This is a genomic window from Streptomyces sp. S063 (genome assembly GCF_002832675.1).
GTDB classification, from domain to species: Bacteria; Actinomycetota; Actinomycetes; order Streptomycetales; family Streptomycetaceae; genus Streptomyces; species Streptomyces sindenensis.
The window spans coordinates 1,406,267-1,421,927 of sequence record NZ_CP021707.1; the positions used below are offsets into that span (position 1 = coordinate 1,406,267).

The following is a 15,661-nucleotide window of genomic DNA, read 5'->3' on the forward strand; positions in this document are numbered from 1 at the left end:
GTGCGGACCTAGCCGACCGAACCCTCCATCTGCAGCTCGATCAGCCGGTTGAGCTCCAGGGCGTACTCCATGGGCAGCTCCTTGGCGATCGGCTCGACGAAGCCGCGCACGATCATCGCCATGGCCTCGAACTCGGTGAGTCCGCGGCTCATGAGGTAGAAGAGCTGGTCCTCGGAGACCTTGGAGACGGTCGCCTCGTGGCCCATCGACACGTCGTCCTCGCGGACGTCGACGTAGGGGTAGGTGTCCGAGCGGGAGATCGTGTCGACCAGCAGAGCGTCGCAGAGGACGTTGGACTTCGCGCCCGGCGCGCCCTCGCCGATCTCGATCAGGCCGCGGTAGGACGTACGGCCGCCGCCTCGCGCCACCGACTTGGAGACGATGTTCGAGGAGGTGTTCGGGGCCATGTGGACCATCTTGGCGCCGGCGTCCTGGTGCTGGCCCTCGCCCGCGAAGGCGATGGACAGGGTCTCGCCCTTGGCGTGTTCGCCCATCAGGTAGACGGCCGGGTACTTCATGGTGACCTTGGAGCCGATGTTGCCGTCGACCCACTCCATGGTCGCGCCCTCGTAGGCCACGGCCCGCTTGGTGACCAGGTTGTAGACGTTGTTCGACCAGTTCTGGATGGTCGTGTAGCGGCAGCGGCCGCCCTTCTTCACGATGATCTCGACCACGGCGCTGTGCAGCGAGTCCGAGGAGTAGATCGGGGCGGTGCAGCCCTCGACGTAGTGGACGTAGGCGTCCTCGTCGACGATGATCAGCGTCCGCTCGAACTGGCCCATGTTCTCCGTGTTGATACGGAAGTAGGCCTGGAGCGGGATGTCCACGTGGACGCCCTTGGGCACGTAGATGAACGAGCCGCCGGACCACACGGCCGTGTTCAGCGAGGCGAACTTGTTGTCGCCGACCGGGATGACGGTGCCGAAGTACTCCTTGAAGAGCTCCGGGTGCTCCTTCAGCGCGGTGTCGGTGTCCAGGAAGATGACGCCCCGCTCCTCCAGGTCCTCGCGGATCTGGTGGTAGACGACCTCGGACTCGTACTGCGCGGCGACACCGGCGACGAGGCGCTGCTTCTCCGCCTCGGGGATGCCGAGCTTGTCGTACGTGTTCTTGATGTCCTCGGGCAGGTCCTCCCAGGAGGCGGCCTGCTTCTCCGTGGAGCGCACGAAGTACTTGATGTTGTCGAAGTCGATGCCCGACAGGTCCGAGCCCCAGCTGGGCATGGGCTTCTTGTCGAAGAGCTTGAGGCCCTTGAGCCGCAGCTTCAGCATCCACTCGGGCTCGTTCTTCTTCTCCGAGATGTCGCGGACGACAGCCTCGGAGAGACCGCGCTTCGCCGCCGCGCCTGCCGCGTCGGAGTCGGCCCAGCCGAATTCGTACGTACCCAGACCCTCGAGCTCAGGGTGGGCAGTCTCCGTGGGGAGCGTCATGCGGGGTTCCTCCCGGCCGTGCTTGCAGATGCTGAATGGGTGGTCTGTGGGGGTGCTGCGTGGCCACTTCGCGGCACATAGGTCGTGCACACGCCGTCGCCGTGGGCGAGGGTGGCCAGCCGCTGCACATGGGTCCCGAGGAGGCTGGAGAAGAATTCCGTCTCCGCCTCGCACAGCTGTGGGAACTGCTCGGCGACATGCGCCACCGGGCAGTGGTGCTGACACAGCTGTTCGCCCTGCTGCGGGCCCGGCGCGCTTCGCGCCGTAGCAGCGTACCCGTCGGCGGACAGGGCCCTGGCCAGGGCCTCGGTGCGCCTTTCGGGCTCCGCGGCCTCGACCGCCGCGCGGTAGGCCTCGCCCGTCGCGGCCATCCGGGCACGGGCGAAGGCGATGACCGCCTCGTCCCCGCCGGATTCGGCGATGAAGCGCAGGGCGTCGGCGGCCAGCTTGTCGTAGGACTGGTCGAAGGCGTCCCTGCCGCAGTCCGTCAGGGCGAACACCTTGGCGGGCCTGCCGCGGGTCCGCGCCCCGTACACCCGCTGTTCACGGGCTTCGACGACATCGTCGGAGACGAGGGCGTCCAGGTGGCGGCGGACGGCGGCCTGGGTGAGGCCGAGACGCTTGGCGAGGTCCGCGACGGTGGAGGGACCGTGGTCCAGGATGGAGCGCGCGACCCGGTTGCGCGTCGAGCGCTCACCGGTCGCGAGTTCCTCCTGAGGAGCCCGTCCGTCGTATTTCACAACACCATTGTTGCGTAATTCATTCGACCCTGACAACCACGGTCCGAAACGATCTACGGTGTGGTTCGTCACTTAGGGTCACCTAATCTGGCCCCGGGGGCGGGCCTCCTCCGGGTCCTGCCTAGACTTCCTTGCCATGGAGAACGAGCCCGTCGTACAGGTCACCGGCCTGGTGAAGCGGTACGGCGCGAAGACCGCGGTGAACGGCCTCGATCTGGTCGTCGCGGCCGGCGCGGTGACGGCCGTCCTCGGCCCGAACGGCGCCGGGAAGACCACCACCATCGAGACCTGCGAGGGCTACCGCCGCCCCGACGCGGGCACCGTACGGGTCCTCGGCCTCGACCCCGTCGCCGACGCGGAGCGGCTGCGTCCGCGAGTCGGGGTGATGCTCCAGTCCGGCGGCGTGTACTCCGGCGCCCGCGCCGACGAGATGCTCCGCCACATGGCCAGGCTGCACGCCCACCCCCTCGACGTGGACACCCTGATCGAGCGTCTCGGCCTGGGGGACTGCGGCCGCACCGCCTACCGGCGGCTCTCCGGCGGCCAGCAGCAGCGCCTCTCCCTGGCCATGGCGGTCGTCGGCCGGCCCGAGCTGGTCTTCCTGGACGAGCCGACCGCCGGGCTCGACCCGCAGGCCCGTCGGTCCACCTGGGACCTGGTCCGCGAGCTGCGCGCCGACGGCGTGTCCGTGGTGCTGACCACCCACTTCATGGACGAGGCCGAAACGCTCGCCGACGACGTCGCGATCATCGACGCGGGCCGGGTCGTCGCCCAGGGCAGCCCGGAGCAGCTCTGCCGGGGCGGGGCGGAGAACACCCTGCGCTTCACCGGCCGGCCGGGGCTCGACCTCGGCTCCCTCCTCAAGGCGCTGCCCGACGGCTGCGGTGCGGTCGAGCCGCTGCCGGGGACGTACCGGATCACCGGGAGCATCGACCCGCAGCTGTTGGCCACCGTGACCTCCTGGTGCGCGCAGCACGGCGTGATGCCCGAGGGCATCTCGGTCGAGCGGCACACCCTGGAGGACGTCTTCCTCGAACTGACCGGCAAGCGACTGACCGGCAAGGAGCTGCGCGCATGAGCGCCGGTACGTACACCCCGCGCCCCGGCGCCGCCCCGCTCCCCCGGATGATCGCCGCGCAGACCGCGCTGGAGACCCGGATGCTGCTGCGCAACGGCGAGCAGCTGCTGCTGACGGTGATCATCCCGACGCTGCTGCTGGTGCTGTTCAGCGCTGTCGACATCGTCGACACGGGCTCGGGCGCGTCGGTCGACTTCCTGGCCCCGGGCATCCTGGCCCTCGCCGTGATGTCCACCGCCTTCACCGGCCAGGCCATCGCCACCGGCTTCGAACGCCGTTACGGGGTCCTCAAGCGGCTCGGGGCCTCCCCGTTGCCCCGCTGGGCGCTGATGACCGCGAAGACGCTGTCGGTGCTCGTCACCGAGGTGCTCCAGATCGTGCTGCTGACGGCGATCGCCTTCGCGCTCGGCTGGTCGCCCGAGGGCGGCCCGCTCTCGGTGCTGCTGCTCCTCGTGCTCGGCACCGCCGCGTTCTCCGGCCTCGGGCTGCTGATGGCGGGAACGCTGAAGGCGGAGGCGACGCTCGCCGCCGCCAATCTGGTCTTCCTGCTGCTGCTGGTCGGCGGCGGGGTCATCGTGCCGCTGGAGAAGTTCCCGGGCGCGGTGCAGGCAGTGCTGGGGCTGCTGCCCGTGTCGGCGCTCTCGGAGGGGCTGCGGGACGTCCTCCAGCACGGTGCGTCGATGCCGTGGGCCCAGGCCGGGATCCTGGCGGTGTGGGCGGTGCTGGGGCTCGGCGCGGCCGCGAAGTTCTTCCGCTGGGAGTAGGGCCGCAACGGGGATCTTCCCGGGCAAGCCAGCACGTACCACCCCCTCGTGAAAACGCGCACAAGCCCCGTCCTACGATGGTCCGCGTGGAAACCCCCATCTCCCTCATCGCCAAGCGCTGGACGCCGTCCACCAAGGTGGTGAAGCGCGCCGCGCTCTCCGCCGTCGTGATGAGCGTCTTCATCATCGTCACCGGCGGGGCCGTCCGGCTCACCGGTTCGGGCCTCGGCTGCGACACCTGGCCCAAGTGCACCGACGACAGCCTGTTCGCGACGCCCGAGCAGGGGCTGCACGGCGCGATCGAGTTCGGCAACCGGATGCTGGCCTATGTGCTGTCGGCCGCGGTCGGCTGGGCGATCATCGCCGTCAGTTCGATGAAGCCACGCCGCCGCAAGGTGACCCGGCTGGCCTGGTCGCAGTTCTGGATCGTGCTGGGCAACGCCGTGCTCGGCGGGATCACGGTCTGGGCGGGACTCAACCCGTGGACGGTCGCCGGGCACTTCCTGCTGGCCAACACGCTCCTGGCGATCGCCGTGATCACCTGGGTACGGGTCGGCGAGGGCGACGGCCCGCCGCGGCCCCGGGCCCCGCTGCCGGTGCGCCGGCTGGCGTGGGCGATCGTGGCGACGACGGTGGTGCTGATCGTGCTGGGCACCTCCGTGACCGGCTCCGGCAAGCACGCGGGCGACAGCAGCGACGTGCCGCGCATGCCGTGGGACTGGTCGGTCGCCGCCCATGTCCACGCCATCGCCGCCTGGGTGGTCTGCGCCCTGGCCATCGCGATGTGGCTGGCGCTGCGGGTGGTCGACGCGCCGGCCGACACCCGGGCCCGCTCCCGTGACCTGCTGCTCGTGCTGCTCGCCCAGGGCGCGATCGGGTACGTGCAGTACTTCAGCGACGTCCCCGAGATCCTGGTCGGCGTCCACATGTTCGGCTCGGCCATCCTGTTGATCGCCGTGGTCCGGCTCGTCCTGAGCATGCGCGAGCGCGGCGACGACGCGACCGCCCCGCTGCCCGGCCCGTCCGCCGAGCGCCCGGAGTCGGCACCGGCGACGGCCGTCTGAACAGACACACGCGTACGGCGGGTGAGGGGCGGCGGGCCGGGGGCCTGCCGCCCCTCTTCGCGCCTCACTCCAGCCCGTACACCCGGCGCGCGTTGCCCGACCCGATCATCGTGGCGACCCGGGCCGCGTCCTGCCGGGTCCACGCGCCGTCCTCGACCCAGGCGCCCAGCACCCGCCCCAGCGCCTCGCGGAACTGCCGGGCGCCCACCAGGTGCAGTTCCGGGAGGGCCCGCGCCCCGGAGGAGAACAGCAGCTTGCCGAACGGCGCCAGCTCCATGATCTCCGCGAGCAGGGCCGCCGCCCGGGCCCCCGTCCGCGCCGGTACGGCCCCGAGGTCCGCGTAGACATGCGGGTGGCGGCCGGTCAGCGCGGCGGTCTGCCGGTGGTACGGGTAGCCGTGCAGGAGGACGAGGTCGCAGCCGTGCCCCTCGGTGGCGGCGGCGAAGTCGGCGAGGCAGGCCGGGTCCGCGGTGCCCAGGCGCAATTGCAGCGGGATCCCGCAGGCCACCGCCGACCAGCGCAGATGGTCCAGCAGCTCCGGTTCGACGGGCGCCCCGCCGCCCTCCCGGCCCGCCGTGCCCCGGCGGGCGGCCAGACGCGCCTCCTCCCGCCGGGCCAGCCAGCGCCCGGCCGCCGCCCGCACCCGGACCGGGTCCGGCGGGTCGGGCGCGGCGTACGGGGCGGCGGCGGAGGTGAACGCGGCGGCCGACGAGGCGGCGGTGTGCACGGCCTCGCCGAGGTTGACGAGGAAGGTGTCGACGGTGCCCGAGGTGTCGGCGACGTGTTCGGCGAGGACTTCCAGCCGGACGATCTCCCGGGCCTCGGACCCGGCCGCCGAGGCCAGCTCGGCCGGACCCGTGAGGTCGCCGGGGAGGCCGGTGTCGACGAGGTGGGCCAAGACCCCGGTGGCGCGCAGCAGGCGGCGGGAGGTCTCGGCGACGCCCAGTTCGCGCCGCCTGGCCAGATAGCGGGCGGGCGGGCAGTGCGCTTCGAGGCCGAGCGGGGGCGGGCACCAGCGGCGCACGGCGAACCCGGTCTGGGTGTCGAAGAAGGTGGTGCCGGGGGCGGCCGGGGAGTCGGCGGCGCCGAGCCGGGCCTCGAAGGTGCCGAGGCCCAGCTCGGTGCGGAGCACGCCGTGGCAGTTCTGGTCGACCAGATCGGCCACGGGCACGGTGTCGGTCATCCGGGGCTCCCTGGGACGGCGTGGGTACGCACGGCCTAACGGGTGAGCCCCGGGTCAGGTGTTGCCCGACGGGAGCGGAAGCCGCGTCAGCGGTCGTTGGAGGGGCCGCCGACCTGGATCCCGGCCATCCGGGACCACTCGTACGGACCGGTGCGGACCTTGAGTGCGAACTCCCCGTCGAACTCGTCGTGCATCGTGATGCCGGACTTCGCGGCCGCGCTCTCGGCCACCGCGTAGGTCGGGGCCACCAGGTCGCCCCAGGCGCCGTCCTGGCCGACCAGGACGATGCGGGCGCCCGCCTGGCCGATGTAGGCGAGCTGTCCCTCCGCTCCGCCGTGCTCCTTGGCGAAGGCGCCGATCTCGCGGGCGAGCTTCGCCGCCCTGCGCTCGGCGCGCGCCGCCTTCCTGGCGTCCGTCCGTGAGGTCTGCTCGGTGTCCGCTGCGTCTGCTGCCGTCTCTGCCATGGACAGGATGCTACCGACGGGTAGATGAACTGGCGACGGGCGGGTCGCGTGGCTTGTGCCACGTGACCCGCCCGTACGCCGGAAGCGGGGATGTCAGCGGAGGAAGGGGTCCACCGCGACGGCGAGGAAGAGGAGCGAGACATAGGTGATGGACCAGTGGAAGAGCCGCATCTCCTTGAGCTTGGCCCCGGTCACCCCGGCCTTGGCACGGTTCTGCAGGCCGTGGGCCTCCCAGAGCCAGGCGCCGCCGGCCAGCAGCGCCACCGCGGTGTAGAACCAGCCGGTGTAGCCCAGCGGGGTCAGCAGCAGCGAGACCGCGACCATCACCCAGCTGTAGAGGACGATCTGCTTGGCGACCACCCGGTTGGTGGCGACGACCGGAAGCATCGGGACGCCGACCCGGGCGTAGTCGTCCTTGACCTTCATCGACAGCGGCCAGTAGTGCGGCGGCGTCCAGAAGAAGATGACGGCGAAGAGGATGACGGCGGCCCAGGAGACCGTGTTCGTCACGGCCGACCAGCCGATGAGGACCGGCATGCAGCCCGCGATACCGCCCCAGACGATGTTCTGGGAGGTGCGGCGCTTCAGCAGCATCGTGTAGACGACGACGTAGAAGAGCAGCGCGCCGAGCGCGAGGGCGGCCGAGAGCCAGTTGACGAGCAGTCCGAACCAGAGCGTGGAGAACACCGCGAGGCCGATGCCGAAGGCCAGGCATTCGCGGGGGCTGACCATGCCCGTGACCAGCGGGCGCTGGGACGTGCGGTCCATCAGCGCGTCGATGTCCCGGTCGATGTACATGTTGAGCGCGTTGGCGCCGCCCGCGGAGAGATATCCCCCGATGGTGGTCGTGAGAACGAGCCACAGATCGGGTACGCCCTGGGCAGCCAGGAACATCACCGGAACGGTGGTGATGAGCAGCAGCTCGATGATCCGTGGCTTGGTAAGCGCCACGAATGCCTTGACGCGGGCCCCGAACGGGCGATGGCCCCCTGGGCTGGGAGTCAAGGCGACCCCTGCGGGTCGGGACTCGACGGCCGTCACGCACACCCCTGACAGAGAAATCCCAGCAAGCTCCGGGCCTGGAGGCCCTGGTGAAGACTTGCGCGAACTCGACCACTCTAGACGTTGGGGATACACCGCCCTTCGCGGGGGTGGGGTCGTGTTGAGGGTGACTGTTCGCCGGATGTGCATTCCGCCGGGAGGCGAACTCCACGGGGCGCCCACACCCTGGAAAGTGCACGGAAAGCGTGTCCGGCAACGGGGGTAGGCTCGACAACGCCCGGTGCGGTAACAGTCACCGGTTTACGACAGTGGAGAGGAGCCCTGACTCAGGGTGAGCATCAAGCCGACCACCACAGACCTCCAGTGGACCGATGTGGACCAGCGGGCCGTGGACACCGCCCGTGTTCTCGCCGCGGACGCCGTACAGAAAGTCGGGAACGGCCACCCGGGCACGGCGATGAGCCTGGCTCCTGCCGCGTACACCCTGTTCCAGAAGGTGATGCGGCACGATCCCGCGGATGCCGAGTGGACCGGCCGCGACCGGTTCGTCCTCTCCGCCGGCCACTCCAGCCTGACCCTCTACATCCAGCTCTACCTCGCCGGATACGGCCTGGAGCTGGAGGATCTGAAGGCCTTCCGCACCTGGGGCTCGAAGACGCCGGGCCACCCGGAGTACGGTCACACCACCGGTGTCGAGACGACGACCGGGCCGCTGGGCCAGGGTGTCGCCAACGCGGTGGGCATGGCGATGGCCGCCCGCTACGAGCGCGGCCTGTTCGACCCCGAGGCGGCCCCCGGCACCTCCCCGTTCGACCACATGGTGTGGGTCGTCGCGGGTGACGGCTGCCTCCAGGAGGGCATCTCGGCCGAGGCGTCCTCGCTGGCCGGACACCAGAAGCTGGGCAACCTGGTCCTGCTCTGGGACGACAACCACATCTCCATCGAGGGCGACACGGAGACCGCGGTCTCCGAGGACACCATCAAGCGGTACGAGGCGTACGGCTGGCACGTGCAGCGTGTCGACCAGCTGCCCAGCGGCGACCTGGACCCGGCGGGTCTGTACGCGGCGCTCCAGGCGGCCAAGGCCGAGACCGGGCGTCCGTCGTTCATCGCGGCCCGCTCGATCATCGCCTGGCCCGCCCCGAACGCGCAGAACACCGAGGCCGCGCACGGCTCGGCGCTCGGCGACGACGAGGTCGCGGCGACCAAGCGGGTCCTGGGCTTCGATGCGGAGCAGACCTTCGAGGTCTCCGACGAGGTCATCGGCCACACCCGTCAGGCCCTGGACCGCGGCCGCGAGGCCCGCGCCGAGTGGGACAAGGCGTTCGCCGCGTGGCGCACGGCCAACCCCGAGCGCGCCGCCTCCTTCGACCGGATCGCCGCGGGCGAGCTGCCCGAGGGCTGGGAGGAGAAGCTCCCCGTCTTCGAGCCCGGCAAGGGTCTGGCGACGCGTGCCGCGTCCGGCAAGGTGCTCCAGGCGCTCGGTGAGATCGTGCCCGAGCTGTGGGGCGGCTCCGCCGATCTGGCGGGCTCGAACAACACGACGATCGACAAGACGTCGTCGTTCCTCCCCGCGGGCAACCCGCTGCCTCAGGCCGACCCGTACGGCCGGACGATCCATTTCGGCATCCGCGAGCACGCGATGGCCGCCGCGATGAACGGCATCGCGCTGCACGGCAACACCCGCATCTACGGCGGCACCTTCCTGGTGTTCTCCGACTACATGCGCAACGCGGTGCGCCTCTCCGCGCTGATGCACCTGCCGGTGACGTACGTGTGGACGCACGACTCGATCGGCCTCGGCGAGGACGGCCCGACCCACCAGCCGGTGGAGCACCTGGCCTCGCTGCGCGCGATCCCGGGCCTGAACCTGGTGCGCCCGGCGGACGCCAACGAGACCGCCATCGCCTGGCGCGAGATCCTGCGCCGCTACACCAAGGTGTTCGGCAAGGGCACCCCGCACGGTCTGGCGCTGACCCGCCAGGGTGTGCCGACGTACGAGGCGAACGAGAACGCGGCCAAGGGCGGTTACGTCCTTTTCGAGGCCGAAGGCGGCGAGCCGCAGGTACTGCTCATCGCGACCGGCTCCGAGGTGCACGTGGCCGTCGAGGCGCGCGAGCAGCTCCAGGCGGCCGGGGTGCCGACCCGGGTGGTCTCGATGCCGTCGGTCGAGTGGTTCGAGGAGCAGGATCAGGGATACAAGGACAGCGTGCTGCCGCCGTCGGTGAAGGCGCGCGTCGCCGTCGAGGCGGGCATCGGCCTGACCTGGTACCGGTACGTGGGCGACGCGGGCCGCATTGTTTCGCTGGAGCACTTCGGTGCCTCGGCGGACGCGAAGGTGCTGTTCCGCGAGTTCGGCTTCACGCCGGAGCACGTGGCCGCCGCCGCGCGGGAATCCCTCGAAGCCGCAGCGCGCTGACGCCGGCAGATACGACTAGTAGGAGATGCAACTCATGACAGACGCACTCAAGCGCCTCTCCGACGAGGGCGTGGCGATCTGGCTCGACGACCTGTCGCGCAAGCGGATCACGTCCGGGAACCTGGCCGAGCTGATCGACCAGAGCCATGTCGTCGGCGTCACCACCAACCCGTCGATCTTCCAGAAGGCGATCTCCTCGGGCGACGGTTACGAGCAGCAGCTCACCGACCTCGCCGCCCGCAGGGTCACCGTCGAGGAAGCCCTGCGCATGATCACGACGGCGGACGTCCGCGACGCCGCCGACATCCTGCGCCCGGTCTTCGACGCCACCGGCGGCCAGGACGGCCGGGTCTCCATCGAGGTGGACCCGCGCCTGGCCCACAACACCCTGGCCACCGTCGCCGAGGCCAAGCAGCTGGCCTGGCTGGTCGACCGGCCGAACACGCTCATCAAGATCCCGGCCACCAAGGCGGGCCTCCCCGCGATCACCGAGACGATCGGCCGGGGCATCAGCGTCAACGTGACGCTGATCTTCTCGCTGGAGCGCTACCGCGCGGTCATGGACGCCTACCTCGCGGGCCTGGAGAAGGCGAAGGCCGCGGGCCTGGACCTCTCCAAGATCCACTCGGTGGCGTCGTTCTTCGTGTCCCGCGTGGACACCGAGATCGACAAGCGTCTGGACGCGATCGGCTCCGAGACGGCGAAGGCCGCCAAGGGCAAGTCCGCCCTGGCCAACGCCCGGCTGGCCTACGAGGCGTACGAGGAGGTCTTCTCCTCCGACCGCTGGGCGGCCCTGGACAAGGCGCAGGCCAACAAGCAGCGTCCACTGTGGGCCTCGACCGGTGTCAAGGACCCCTCGCTCAAGGACACGCTGTACGTCGACGACCTGGTGGCGCCGAACACGGTGAACACCATGCCGGAGGCGACCCTGGAAGCGGTGGCCGACCACGGCGAGATCACCGGCAACACCGTCGCCGGCGGCTACGACCAGGCACGCGCGGACCTCGACGCCATCAAGAACCTCGGCATCTCCTACGACGACGTCGTACAGGTGCTGGAGGACGAGGGCGTCGAGAAGTTCGAGGCGTCCTGGAACGACCTGCTCAAGTCGACCGAGGCGGAGCTTTCGCGCCTCGCCCCCTCGGAGGGCTGACCACTTTGTCTGCTGTTCCCGGAGCCAACCCGCTCCGTGACGCACAGGACCGACGGCTCCCGCGTATCGCGGGGCCGTCGGGCCTGGTCATCTTTGGCGTCACGGGCGATTTGTCCCGTAAAAAGCTGATGCCTGCCGTCTACGACCTGGCCAATCGCGGCCTGCTGCCGCCGGGCTTCTCGCTCATCGGCTTCGCGCGCCGCGACTGGGAGGACGAGGACTTCGCCCAGGTCGTCCACGACGCCGTCAAGGAGCACGCCCGTACGCCGTTCCGCGAGGAGGTCTGGCAGCAGCTCATCCAGGGGATGCGCTTCGTCCAGGGCAACTTCGACGACGACGAGGCGTTCGAGACGCTGAAGGCGACCATCGAGGAGCTCGACAAGGCGCAGGGGACGGGCGGCAACTTCGCCTTCTACCTCTCCGTGCCGCCGAAGTTCTTCCCCAAGGTCGTCCAGCAGCTGAAGAAGCACGGCCTGGCCGACCAGAAGGAGGGCTCCTGGCGGCGTGCCGTCATCGAGAAGCCGTTCGGCCACGACCTCGCCAGCGCGCAGGAGCTCAACCAGCTCGTGCACGACGTCTTCCCGCCCAACGAGGTCTTCCGGATCGACCACTACCTGGGGAAGGAGACGGTCCAGAACATCCTGGCGCTGCGGTTCGCCAACACGATGTGGGAGCCGATCTGGAACCGGTCCTACGTCGACCACGTACAGATCACGATGGCCGAGGACATCGGCATCGGCGGCCGGGCCGGCTACTACGACGGCATCGGCGCCGCCCGTGACGTCATCCAGAACCACCTGCTCCAGCTGCTGGCGCTCACCGCGATGGAGGAGCCCGGCTCCTTCCACCCGAAGGCCCTGGTCGCCGAGAAGCTCAAGGTGCTCACCGCCGTCGAGCTGCCCGAGGACCTCGGTCTGCACACCGTGCGCGCCCAGTACGAGCACGCCTGGCAGGGCGGCCAGGAAGTCCTCGGCTACTGCGAGGAGGACGGCATCGACCCCAAGTCGACGACCGACACCTACGCGGCGATCAAGCTGACGATCAACAACCGCCGCTGGGCGGGCGTGCCGTTCTACCTCCGCACCGGAAAGCGGCTCGGCCGCCGGGTCACGGAGATCGCGGTCGTCTTCAAGCGCGCTCCCTACCTGCCCTTCGAGTCGGGCGCGACCGAGGAGCTGGGCGGCAACGCCCTGGTCATCCGGGTCCAGCCGGACGAGGGCGTCACCGTGCGCTTCGGCTCCAAGGTGCCCGGCACCTCGATGGAGGTCCGGGACGTCACGATGGACTTCGCGTACGGCGAGTCGTTCACGGAGTCCAGCCCGGAGGCGTACGAGCGGCTCCTCCTGGACGTCCTGCTCGGCGACGCCAACCTCTTCCCGCGCCACCAGGAGGTCGAACTCTCCTGGACCATCCTCGACCCGATCGAGGAGTACTGGGACAAGCACGGCAAGCCCGCGAAGTACGCGGCCGGCACCTGGGGTCCGGCCGAGGCCGACGAGATGCTCGCACGTGACGGACGGAGCTGGAGGCGGCCATGAAGATCGATCTCACGGAAACCACGTCCAGCAAGATCAACCAGGCGCTGGTCTCGGCCCGCCGGGCGATCGGCACCCCCGCCATCGGCATGGTGCTCACGCTGGTCATCGTCACCGACGAGGAGAACGCGTACGACGCGCTCAAGTCGGCCGGTGACGCCTCGCGCGAGCACCCCTCGCGGATCATCGCGGTGATCAAGCGGGTCAGCCGCTCGCCGCGGGCCCGGCGCGACGCCCGGCTCGACGCCGAGGTCCGGGTCGGTTCCGACGCGGGCACCGGCGAGACCGTCGTCCTGCGCCTCCACGGCGAACTGGCCAACCACGCCCAGTCGGTGGTCCTGCCGCTGCTGCTGCCGGACGCCCCGGTCGTGGTGTGGTGGCCCGAGGACGCCCCCGCCGACCCGGCGAACGACCCGCTCGGGGCGCTCGCCCAGCGCCGGATCACCGACACCTACTCGGCGGAGCTGCCGCTGGACGAGCTGGCGGTGCGGGCCGAGACGTACAGCCCCGGCGACACCGATCTGGCCTGGACCCGGATCACTCCGTGGCGCTCGATGCTGGCCGCCGCGCTGGACCAGCAGCCGGCCGAGGTGATCGCCGCGACCGTCGAGGGCGAGAGCGACAACCCGAGCTGCGAACTGCTGGCCATGTGGCTCGCGGACCGGCTCGGCGTCCCGGTGGAGCGCACGCTCTCCCAGGGCCCCGGGCTCACCGCGGCCCGGATGGAGACGAAGAACGGCGTCATCGTCCTGGACCGGGCCGACGGTTCGCTGGCCACGCTCTCCATGCAGAACCAGCCCGACCGCGCGGTGGCGCTCAAGCGGCGGGACACCGCCGAGCTGCTGGCGGAGGAGCTGCGCCGGCTCGACCCGGACAACACCTACGCCTCGGCGGTGAAGTTCGGCGTCGACAAGCTGCATTCGGGCGGCGAGGTCACGGCCAAGCCGGTCGACAGCGCCACGGACAAGGCGGACAGGGCCGCCGAGGCCAAGGCTCCCGCCGCGAAGAAGGCCCCGGCCAAGAAGGCGGCCTCCAAGTGACGCCTCCCCAACTGGTCGTCCATCGCGACAAGGAGCTGATGGCCCAGGCCGCGGCGGCCCGGCTGATCACGAAGATCGTGGACGCCCAGGCCTCCCGGGGCCACGCCTCGGTGGTGCTGACCGGCGGGCGCAACGGCAACGGCCTGCTGGCCGCGCTCGCCGCCGCGCCCGCCCGGGACGCGGTCGACTGGTCGCGCCTGGACCTGTGGTGGGGCGACGAGCGGTTCCTGCCCGAGGGCGACCCGGAGCGCAATGTCACCCAGGCCCGTGAGGCGCTGCTCGACGCGGTGGAGCTGGATCCCGCCCGGGTGCACGCGATGCCCGCGTCCGACGGCCCGTACGGCGACGACGCGGATGCCGCGGCGGCCGGTTACGCCGACGAACTGGCCGCCGCCGCGGGTCCCGAGGACCACGGCCCGGTGCCCACGTTCGACGTGCTGATGCTGGGCGTCGGCCCGGACACGCATGTGGCGTCGCTCTTCCCGGAGCTGCCCGCGGTACGGGAGACCGAGCGCACCGTCGTCGGTGTGCACGGGGCGCCCAAGCCGCCGCCGGTCCGCGTCTCGCTCACGCTGCCCGCGATCCGCGCGGCGCGTGAGGTGTGGCTGCTGGCGGCGGGCGAGGACAAGGCGGAAGCGGCGGCCATCGCGCTGTCCGGGGCCGGGGAGATCCAGGTCCCGGCGGCCGGCGCGTACGGCCGCAGCCGCACGCTGTGGCTGCTGGACGCGGCGGCGGCCTCGCGACTGCCGCGCGCGCTCTACCCTCCGGCCTCCGCCTGAGCGTTGACGCTCTTCAGGCCCGGCCCGCATATCCCGAGCGGGCCGGGCCTCGTCGTGAAAGGCTCGGCCCCATGGTGCATATCGGAACCGTGGTGATGGGCGCGACCGACGTGAGCAGGGCCGCCGCCTTCTGGAAGGCCGCGCTCACGTACACCGAGCGCGAGCCGAGGACGGACGACTGGGTGGTGCTGGTCCCGGTCGAAGGGCCCGGCGTCGGCGTGGCGCTGGGGCGCTCCGCCTCCCCCGTGCAGGAGGTCCCCCGGGTCCACCTGGACCTCTACTCGGACGAGCAGGAGGCCGAGGTGGAGCGGCTGATGGGCCTGGGCGCCGAGCGGGTCGCGTGGGAGCTCTATCCGCCGGACCCGGACTTCGTGGTGCTCGCCGACCCGGAGGGGAACCGCTTCTGCGTCATCGACACGACGCACGGCGGCTGAGGCGCCCTCCCGGAGACGTCAGGGCTTCAGGGCTTCACGCCCAGGCGCCGCGCGAGGGCTTCCAGGCGTTCCAATTCCCGTCGGGCCGCCGTCGCGTGGGCGAGGTCGAGGGCCATGGCGGCGCGGGCGCAGATGTAGTCGATGTCCCGGCGCGTGGCGGCGTCGAGATCGGGGAGGGCCCTGAAGCGCCGCCTGGTGACGCTCAGAATGATCGCGATGGTGTCGAGATCCTCGCGCCGCTGGACCGTGAAGACCTTCCGCAGGTCGTCCTTGGCGTAGTCACGAGCCTGACGGTCCGCCTCCTCGGCGGTGGGCCGCGTCGGCGCCCACGGGAGGCCGGCTGCCTCGGCCTGGTCGTGCATCTCCGCCACCAGGGCCCGTGCGTGGGCGAGTTCGTCCTCGGCGGCTGCCGCGCGGGCCGACTCCAGCAGGTCGCGCAGCCGGGAGCGGGCCCCGGGGTCCTCACCGGTCCGGCTGCTCAGATAGCCCGACCACACGTCGAACGCCTTCCTCAACTCGGCGTCCAGCAGGAACCCGTACATATCCGGCACGCAGCCGCCTCTCCGTCGGGCCGCC

Annotated in this window: 15 protein-coding genes; 9 read left to right on the forward strand and 6 right to left on the reverse strand. The window is 70.9% G+C overall.

Annotated elements, in window-relative coordinates; translation table 11 throughout:
• Positions 1-8: 8 nt before the first annotated feature.
• Positions 9-1,430 (reverse strand): Fe-S cluster assembly protein SufB, encoded by a 1,422-nt coding sequence (sufB, locus tag CCZ36_RS06320; protein ID WP_128817177.1) that lies wholly within the window; start codon positions 1,428-1,430, stop codon positions 9-11.
• Positions 1,427-2,170: a helix-turn-helix transcriptional regulator gene (locus CCZ36_RS06325; protein WP_069739497.1), complete on the reverse strand. Its 744-nt coding sequence runs from the start codon at positions 2,168-2,170 to the stop codon at positions 1,427-1,429. The genes sufB and CCZ36_RS06325 overlap by 4 nt, the downstream gene beginning before the upstream one ends.
• 136 nt (positions 2,171-2,306) lie before the next feature.
• Here CCZ36_RS06325 and CCZ36_RS06330 point away from each other — a divergent pair, with 136 nt between their 5' ends.
• The 3 genes from CCZ36_RS06330 (at position 2,307) to CCZ36_RS06340 (ending at position 5,076) form a co-directional block, all read left to right on the forward strand.
• The gene (locus tag CCZ36_RS06330; RefSeq protein ID WP_069739498.1) at positions 2,307-3,248 is read left to right on the forward strand and encodes an ABC transporter ATP-binding protein; all 942 of its coding nucleotides are present in this window, start codon (positions 2,307-2,309) and stop codon (positions 3,246-3,248) included.
• Positions 3,245-4,012: an ABC transporter permease gene (locus CCZ36_RS06335; protein ID WP_069743186.1), complete on the forward strand. Its 768-nt coding sequence runs from the start codon at positions 3,245-3,247 to the stop codon at positions 4,010-4,012. Before CCZ36_RS06330 ends, CCZ36_RS06335 begins: the two co-directional genes overlap by 4 nt.
• Positions 4,013-4,089: 77 nt before the next feature.
• Complete coding sequence (locus CCZ36_RS06340) at positions 4,090-5,076, forward strand: COX15/CtaA family protein (RefSeq protein WP_128817178.1); 987 nt, start codon at positions 4,090-4,092, stop codon at positions 5,074-5,076.
• Between the two features lie 64 nt (positions 5,077-5,140).
• Here CCZ36_RS06340 and CCZ36_RS06345 read toward each other — a convergent pair whose 3' ends face one another.
• The 3 genes from CCZ36_RS06345 to CCZ36_RS06355 all read right to left on the reverse strand — a co-directional run bounded on the left by CCZ36_RS06345 (position 5,141) and on the right by CCZ36_RS06355 (position 7,770).
• Complete coding sequence (locus tag CCZ36_RS06345) at positions 5,141-6,259, reverse strand: amidohydrolase family protein (RefSeq protein WP_128817179.1); 1,119 nt, start codon at positions 6,257-6,259, stop codon at positions 5,141-5,143.
• Between the two features lie 86 nt (positions 6,260-6,345).
• Entirely contained in the window at positions 6,346-6,723 is a 378-nt protein-coding gene (locus tag CCZ36_RS06350) for a hypothetical protein (RefSeq protein ID WP_069740707.1), read from the reverse strand.
• Between the two features lie 93 nt (positions 6,724-6,816).
• Positions 6,817-7,770 carry a heme o synthase gene (locus tag CCZ36_RS06355; RefSeq protein WP_079134191.1) on the reverse strand — a complete coding sequence of 318 codons (954 nt, stop codon included), beginning with the start codon at positions 7,768-7,770 and terminating at the stop codon, positions 6,817-6,819.
• A gap of 286 nt (positions 7,771-8,056) precedes the next feature.
• Here CCZ36_RS06355 and tkt point away from each other — a divergent pair, with 286 nt between their 5' ends.
• From tkt to CCZ36_RS06385, 6 genes are all read left to right on the forward strand, one after another.
• Positions 8,057-10,144, forward strand: coding sequence for a transketolase (tkt, locus tag CCZ36_RS06360; RefSeq protein ID WP_128816952.1), 2,088 nt, complete (start codon positions 8,057-8,059; stop codon positions 10,142-10,144).
• Positions 10,145-10,178: 34 nt separating this feature from the next.
• Positions 10,179-11,297, forward strand: a complete 1,119-nt coding sequence (gene tal, locus CCZ36_RS06365) for a transaldolase (RefSeq protein ID WP_128817180.1) — start codon at positions 10,179-10,181, stop codon at positions 11,295-11,297.
• 5 nt (positions 11,298-11,302) lie between these two features.
• Positions 11,303-12,835, forward strand: a complete 1,533-nt coding sequence (gene zwf / locus CCZ36_RS06370) for a glucose-6-phosphate dehydrogenase (RefSeq protein ID WP_010061287.1) — start codon at positions 11,303-11,305, stop codon at positions 12,833-12,835.
• The gene (opcA, locus tag CCZ36_RS06375; protein ID WP_128817181.1) at positions 12,832-13,872 is read left to right on the forward strand and encodes a glucose-6-phosphate dehydrogenase assembly protein OpcA; all 1,041 of its coding nucleotides are present in this window, start codon (positions 12,832-12,834) and stop codon (positions 13,870-13,872) included. The genes zwf and opcA overlap by 4 nt, the downstream gene beginning before the upstream one ends.
• Positions 13,869-14,651 carry a 6-phosphogluconolactonase gene (gene pgl / locus CCZ36_RS06380; RefSeq protein WP_069740405.1) on the forward strand — a complete coding sequence of 261 codons (783 nt, stop codon included), beginning with the start codon at positions 13,869-13,871 and terminating at the stop codon, positions 14,649-14,651. Before opcA ends, pgl begins: the two co-directional genes overlap by 4 nt.
• A gap of 71 nt (positions 14,652-14,722) precedes the next feature.
• Positions 14,723-15,085 (forward strand): VOC family protein, encoded by a 363-nt coding sequence (locus CCZ36_RS06385; protein WP_128817182.1) that lies wholly within the window; start codon positions 14,723-14,725, stop codon positions 15,083-15,085.
• Between the two features lie 26 nt (positions 15,086-15,111).
• Here the strand turns inward: CCZ36_RS06385 and CCZ36_RS06390 are convergent, their stop codons facing one another.
• Positions 15,112-15,627 carry a hypothetical protein gene (locus tag CCZ36_RS06390; RefSeq protein ID WP_237302826.1) on the reverse strand — a complete coding sequence of 172 codons (516 nt, stop codon included), beginning with the start codon at positions 15,625-15,627 and terminating at the stop codon, positions 15,112-15,114.
• Positions 15,628-15,661: the final 34 nt, after the last annotated feature.

Coding starts and splice junctions, on each gene's coding strand:
- sufB (WP_128817177.1), bottom strand. CDS start 1,430: ATGACGCTCCCCACGGAGACTGCCCACCCTGAGCTCGAGGGTCTGGGT.
- CCZ36_RS06330 (WP_069739498.1), top strand. CDS start 2,307: ATGGAGAACGAGCCCGTCGTACAGGTCACCGGCCTGGTGAAGCGGTAC.
- CCZ36_RS06335 (WP_069743186.1), top strand. CDS start 3,245: ATGAGCGCCGGTACGTACACCCCGCGCCCCGGCGCCGCCCCGCTCCCC.
- CCZ36_RS06340 (WP_128817178.1), top strand. CDS start 4,090: ATGGTCCGCGTGGAAACCCCCATCTCCCTCATCGCCAAGCGCTGGACG.
- CCZ36_RS06345 (WP_128817179.1), bottom strand. CDS start 6,259: ATGACCGACACCGTGCCCGTGGCCGATCTGGTCGACCAGAACTGCCAC.
- CCZ36_RS06350 (WP_069740707.1), bottom strand. CDS start 6,723: ATGGCAGAGACGGCAGCAGACGCAGCGGACACCGAGCAGACCTCACGG.
- tal (WP_128817180.1), top strand. CDS start 10,179: ATGACAGACGCACTCAAGCGCCTCTCCGACGAGGGCGTGGCGATCTGG.
- opcA (WP_128817181.1), top strand. CDS start 12,832: ATGAAGATCGATCTCACGGAAACCACGTCCAGCAAGATCAACCAGGCG.
- CCZ36_RS06385 (WP_128817182.1), top strand. CDS start 14,723: ATGGTGCATATCGGAACCGTGGTGATGGGCGCGACCGACGTGAGCAGG.
- CCZ36_RS06390 (WP_237302826.1), bottom strand. CDS start 15,627: ATGTACGGGTTCCTGCTGGACGCCGAGTTGAGGAAGGCGTTCGACGTG.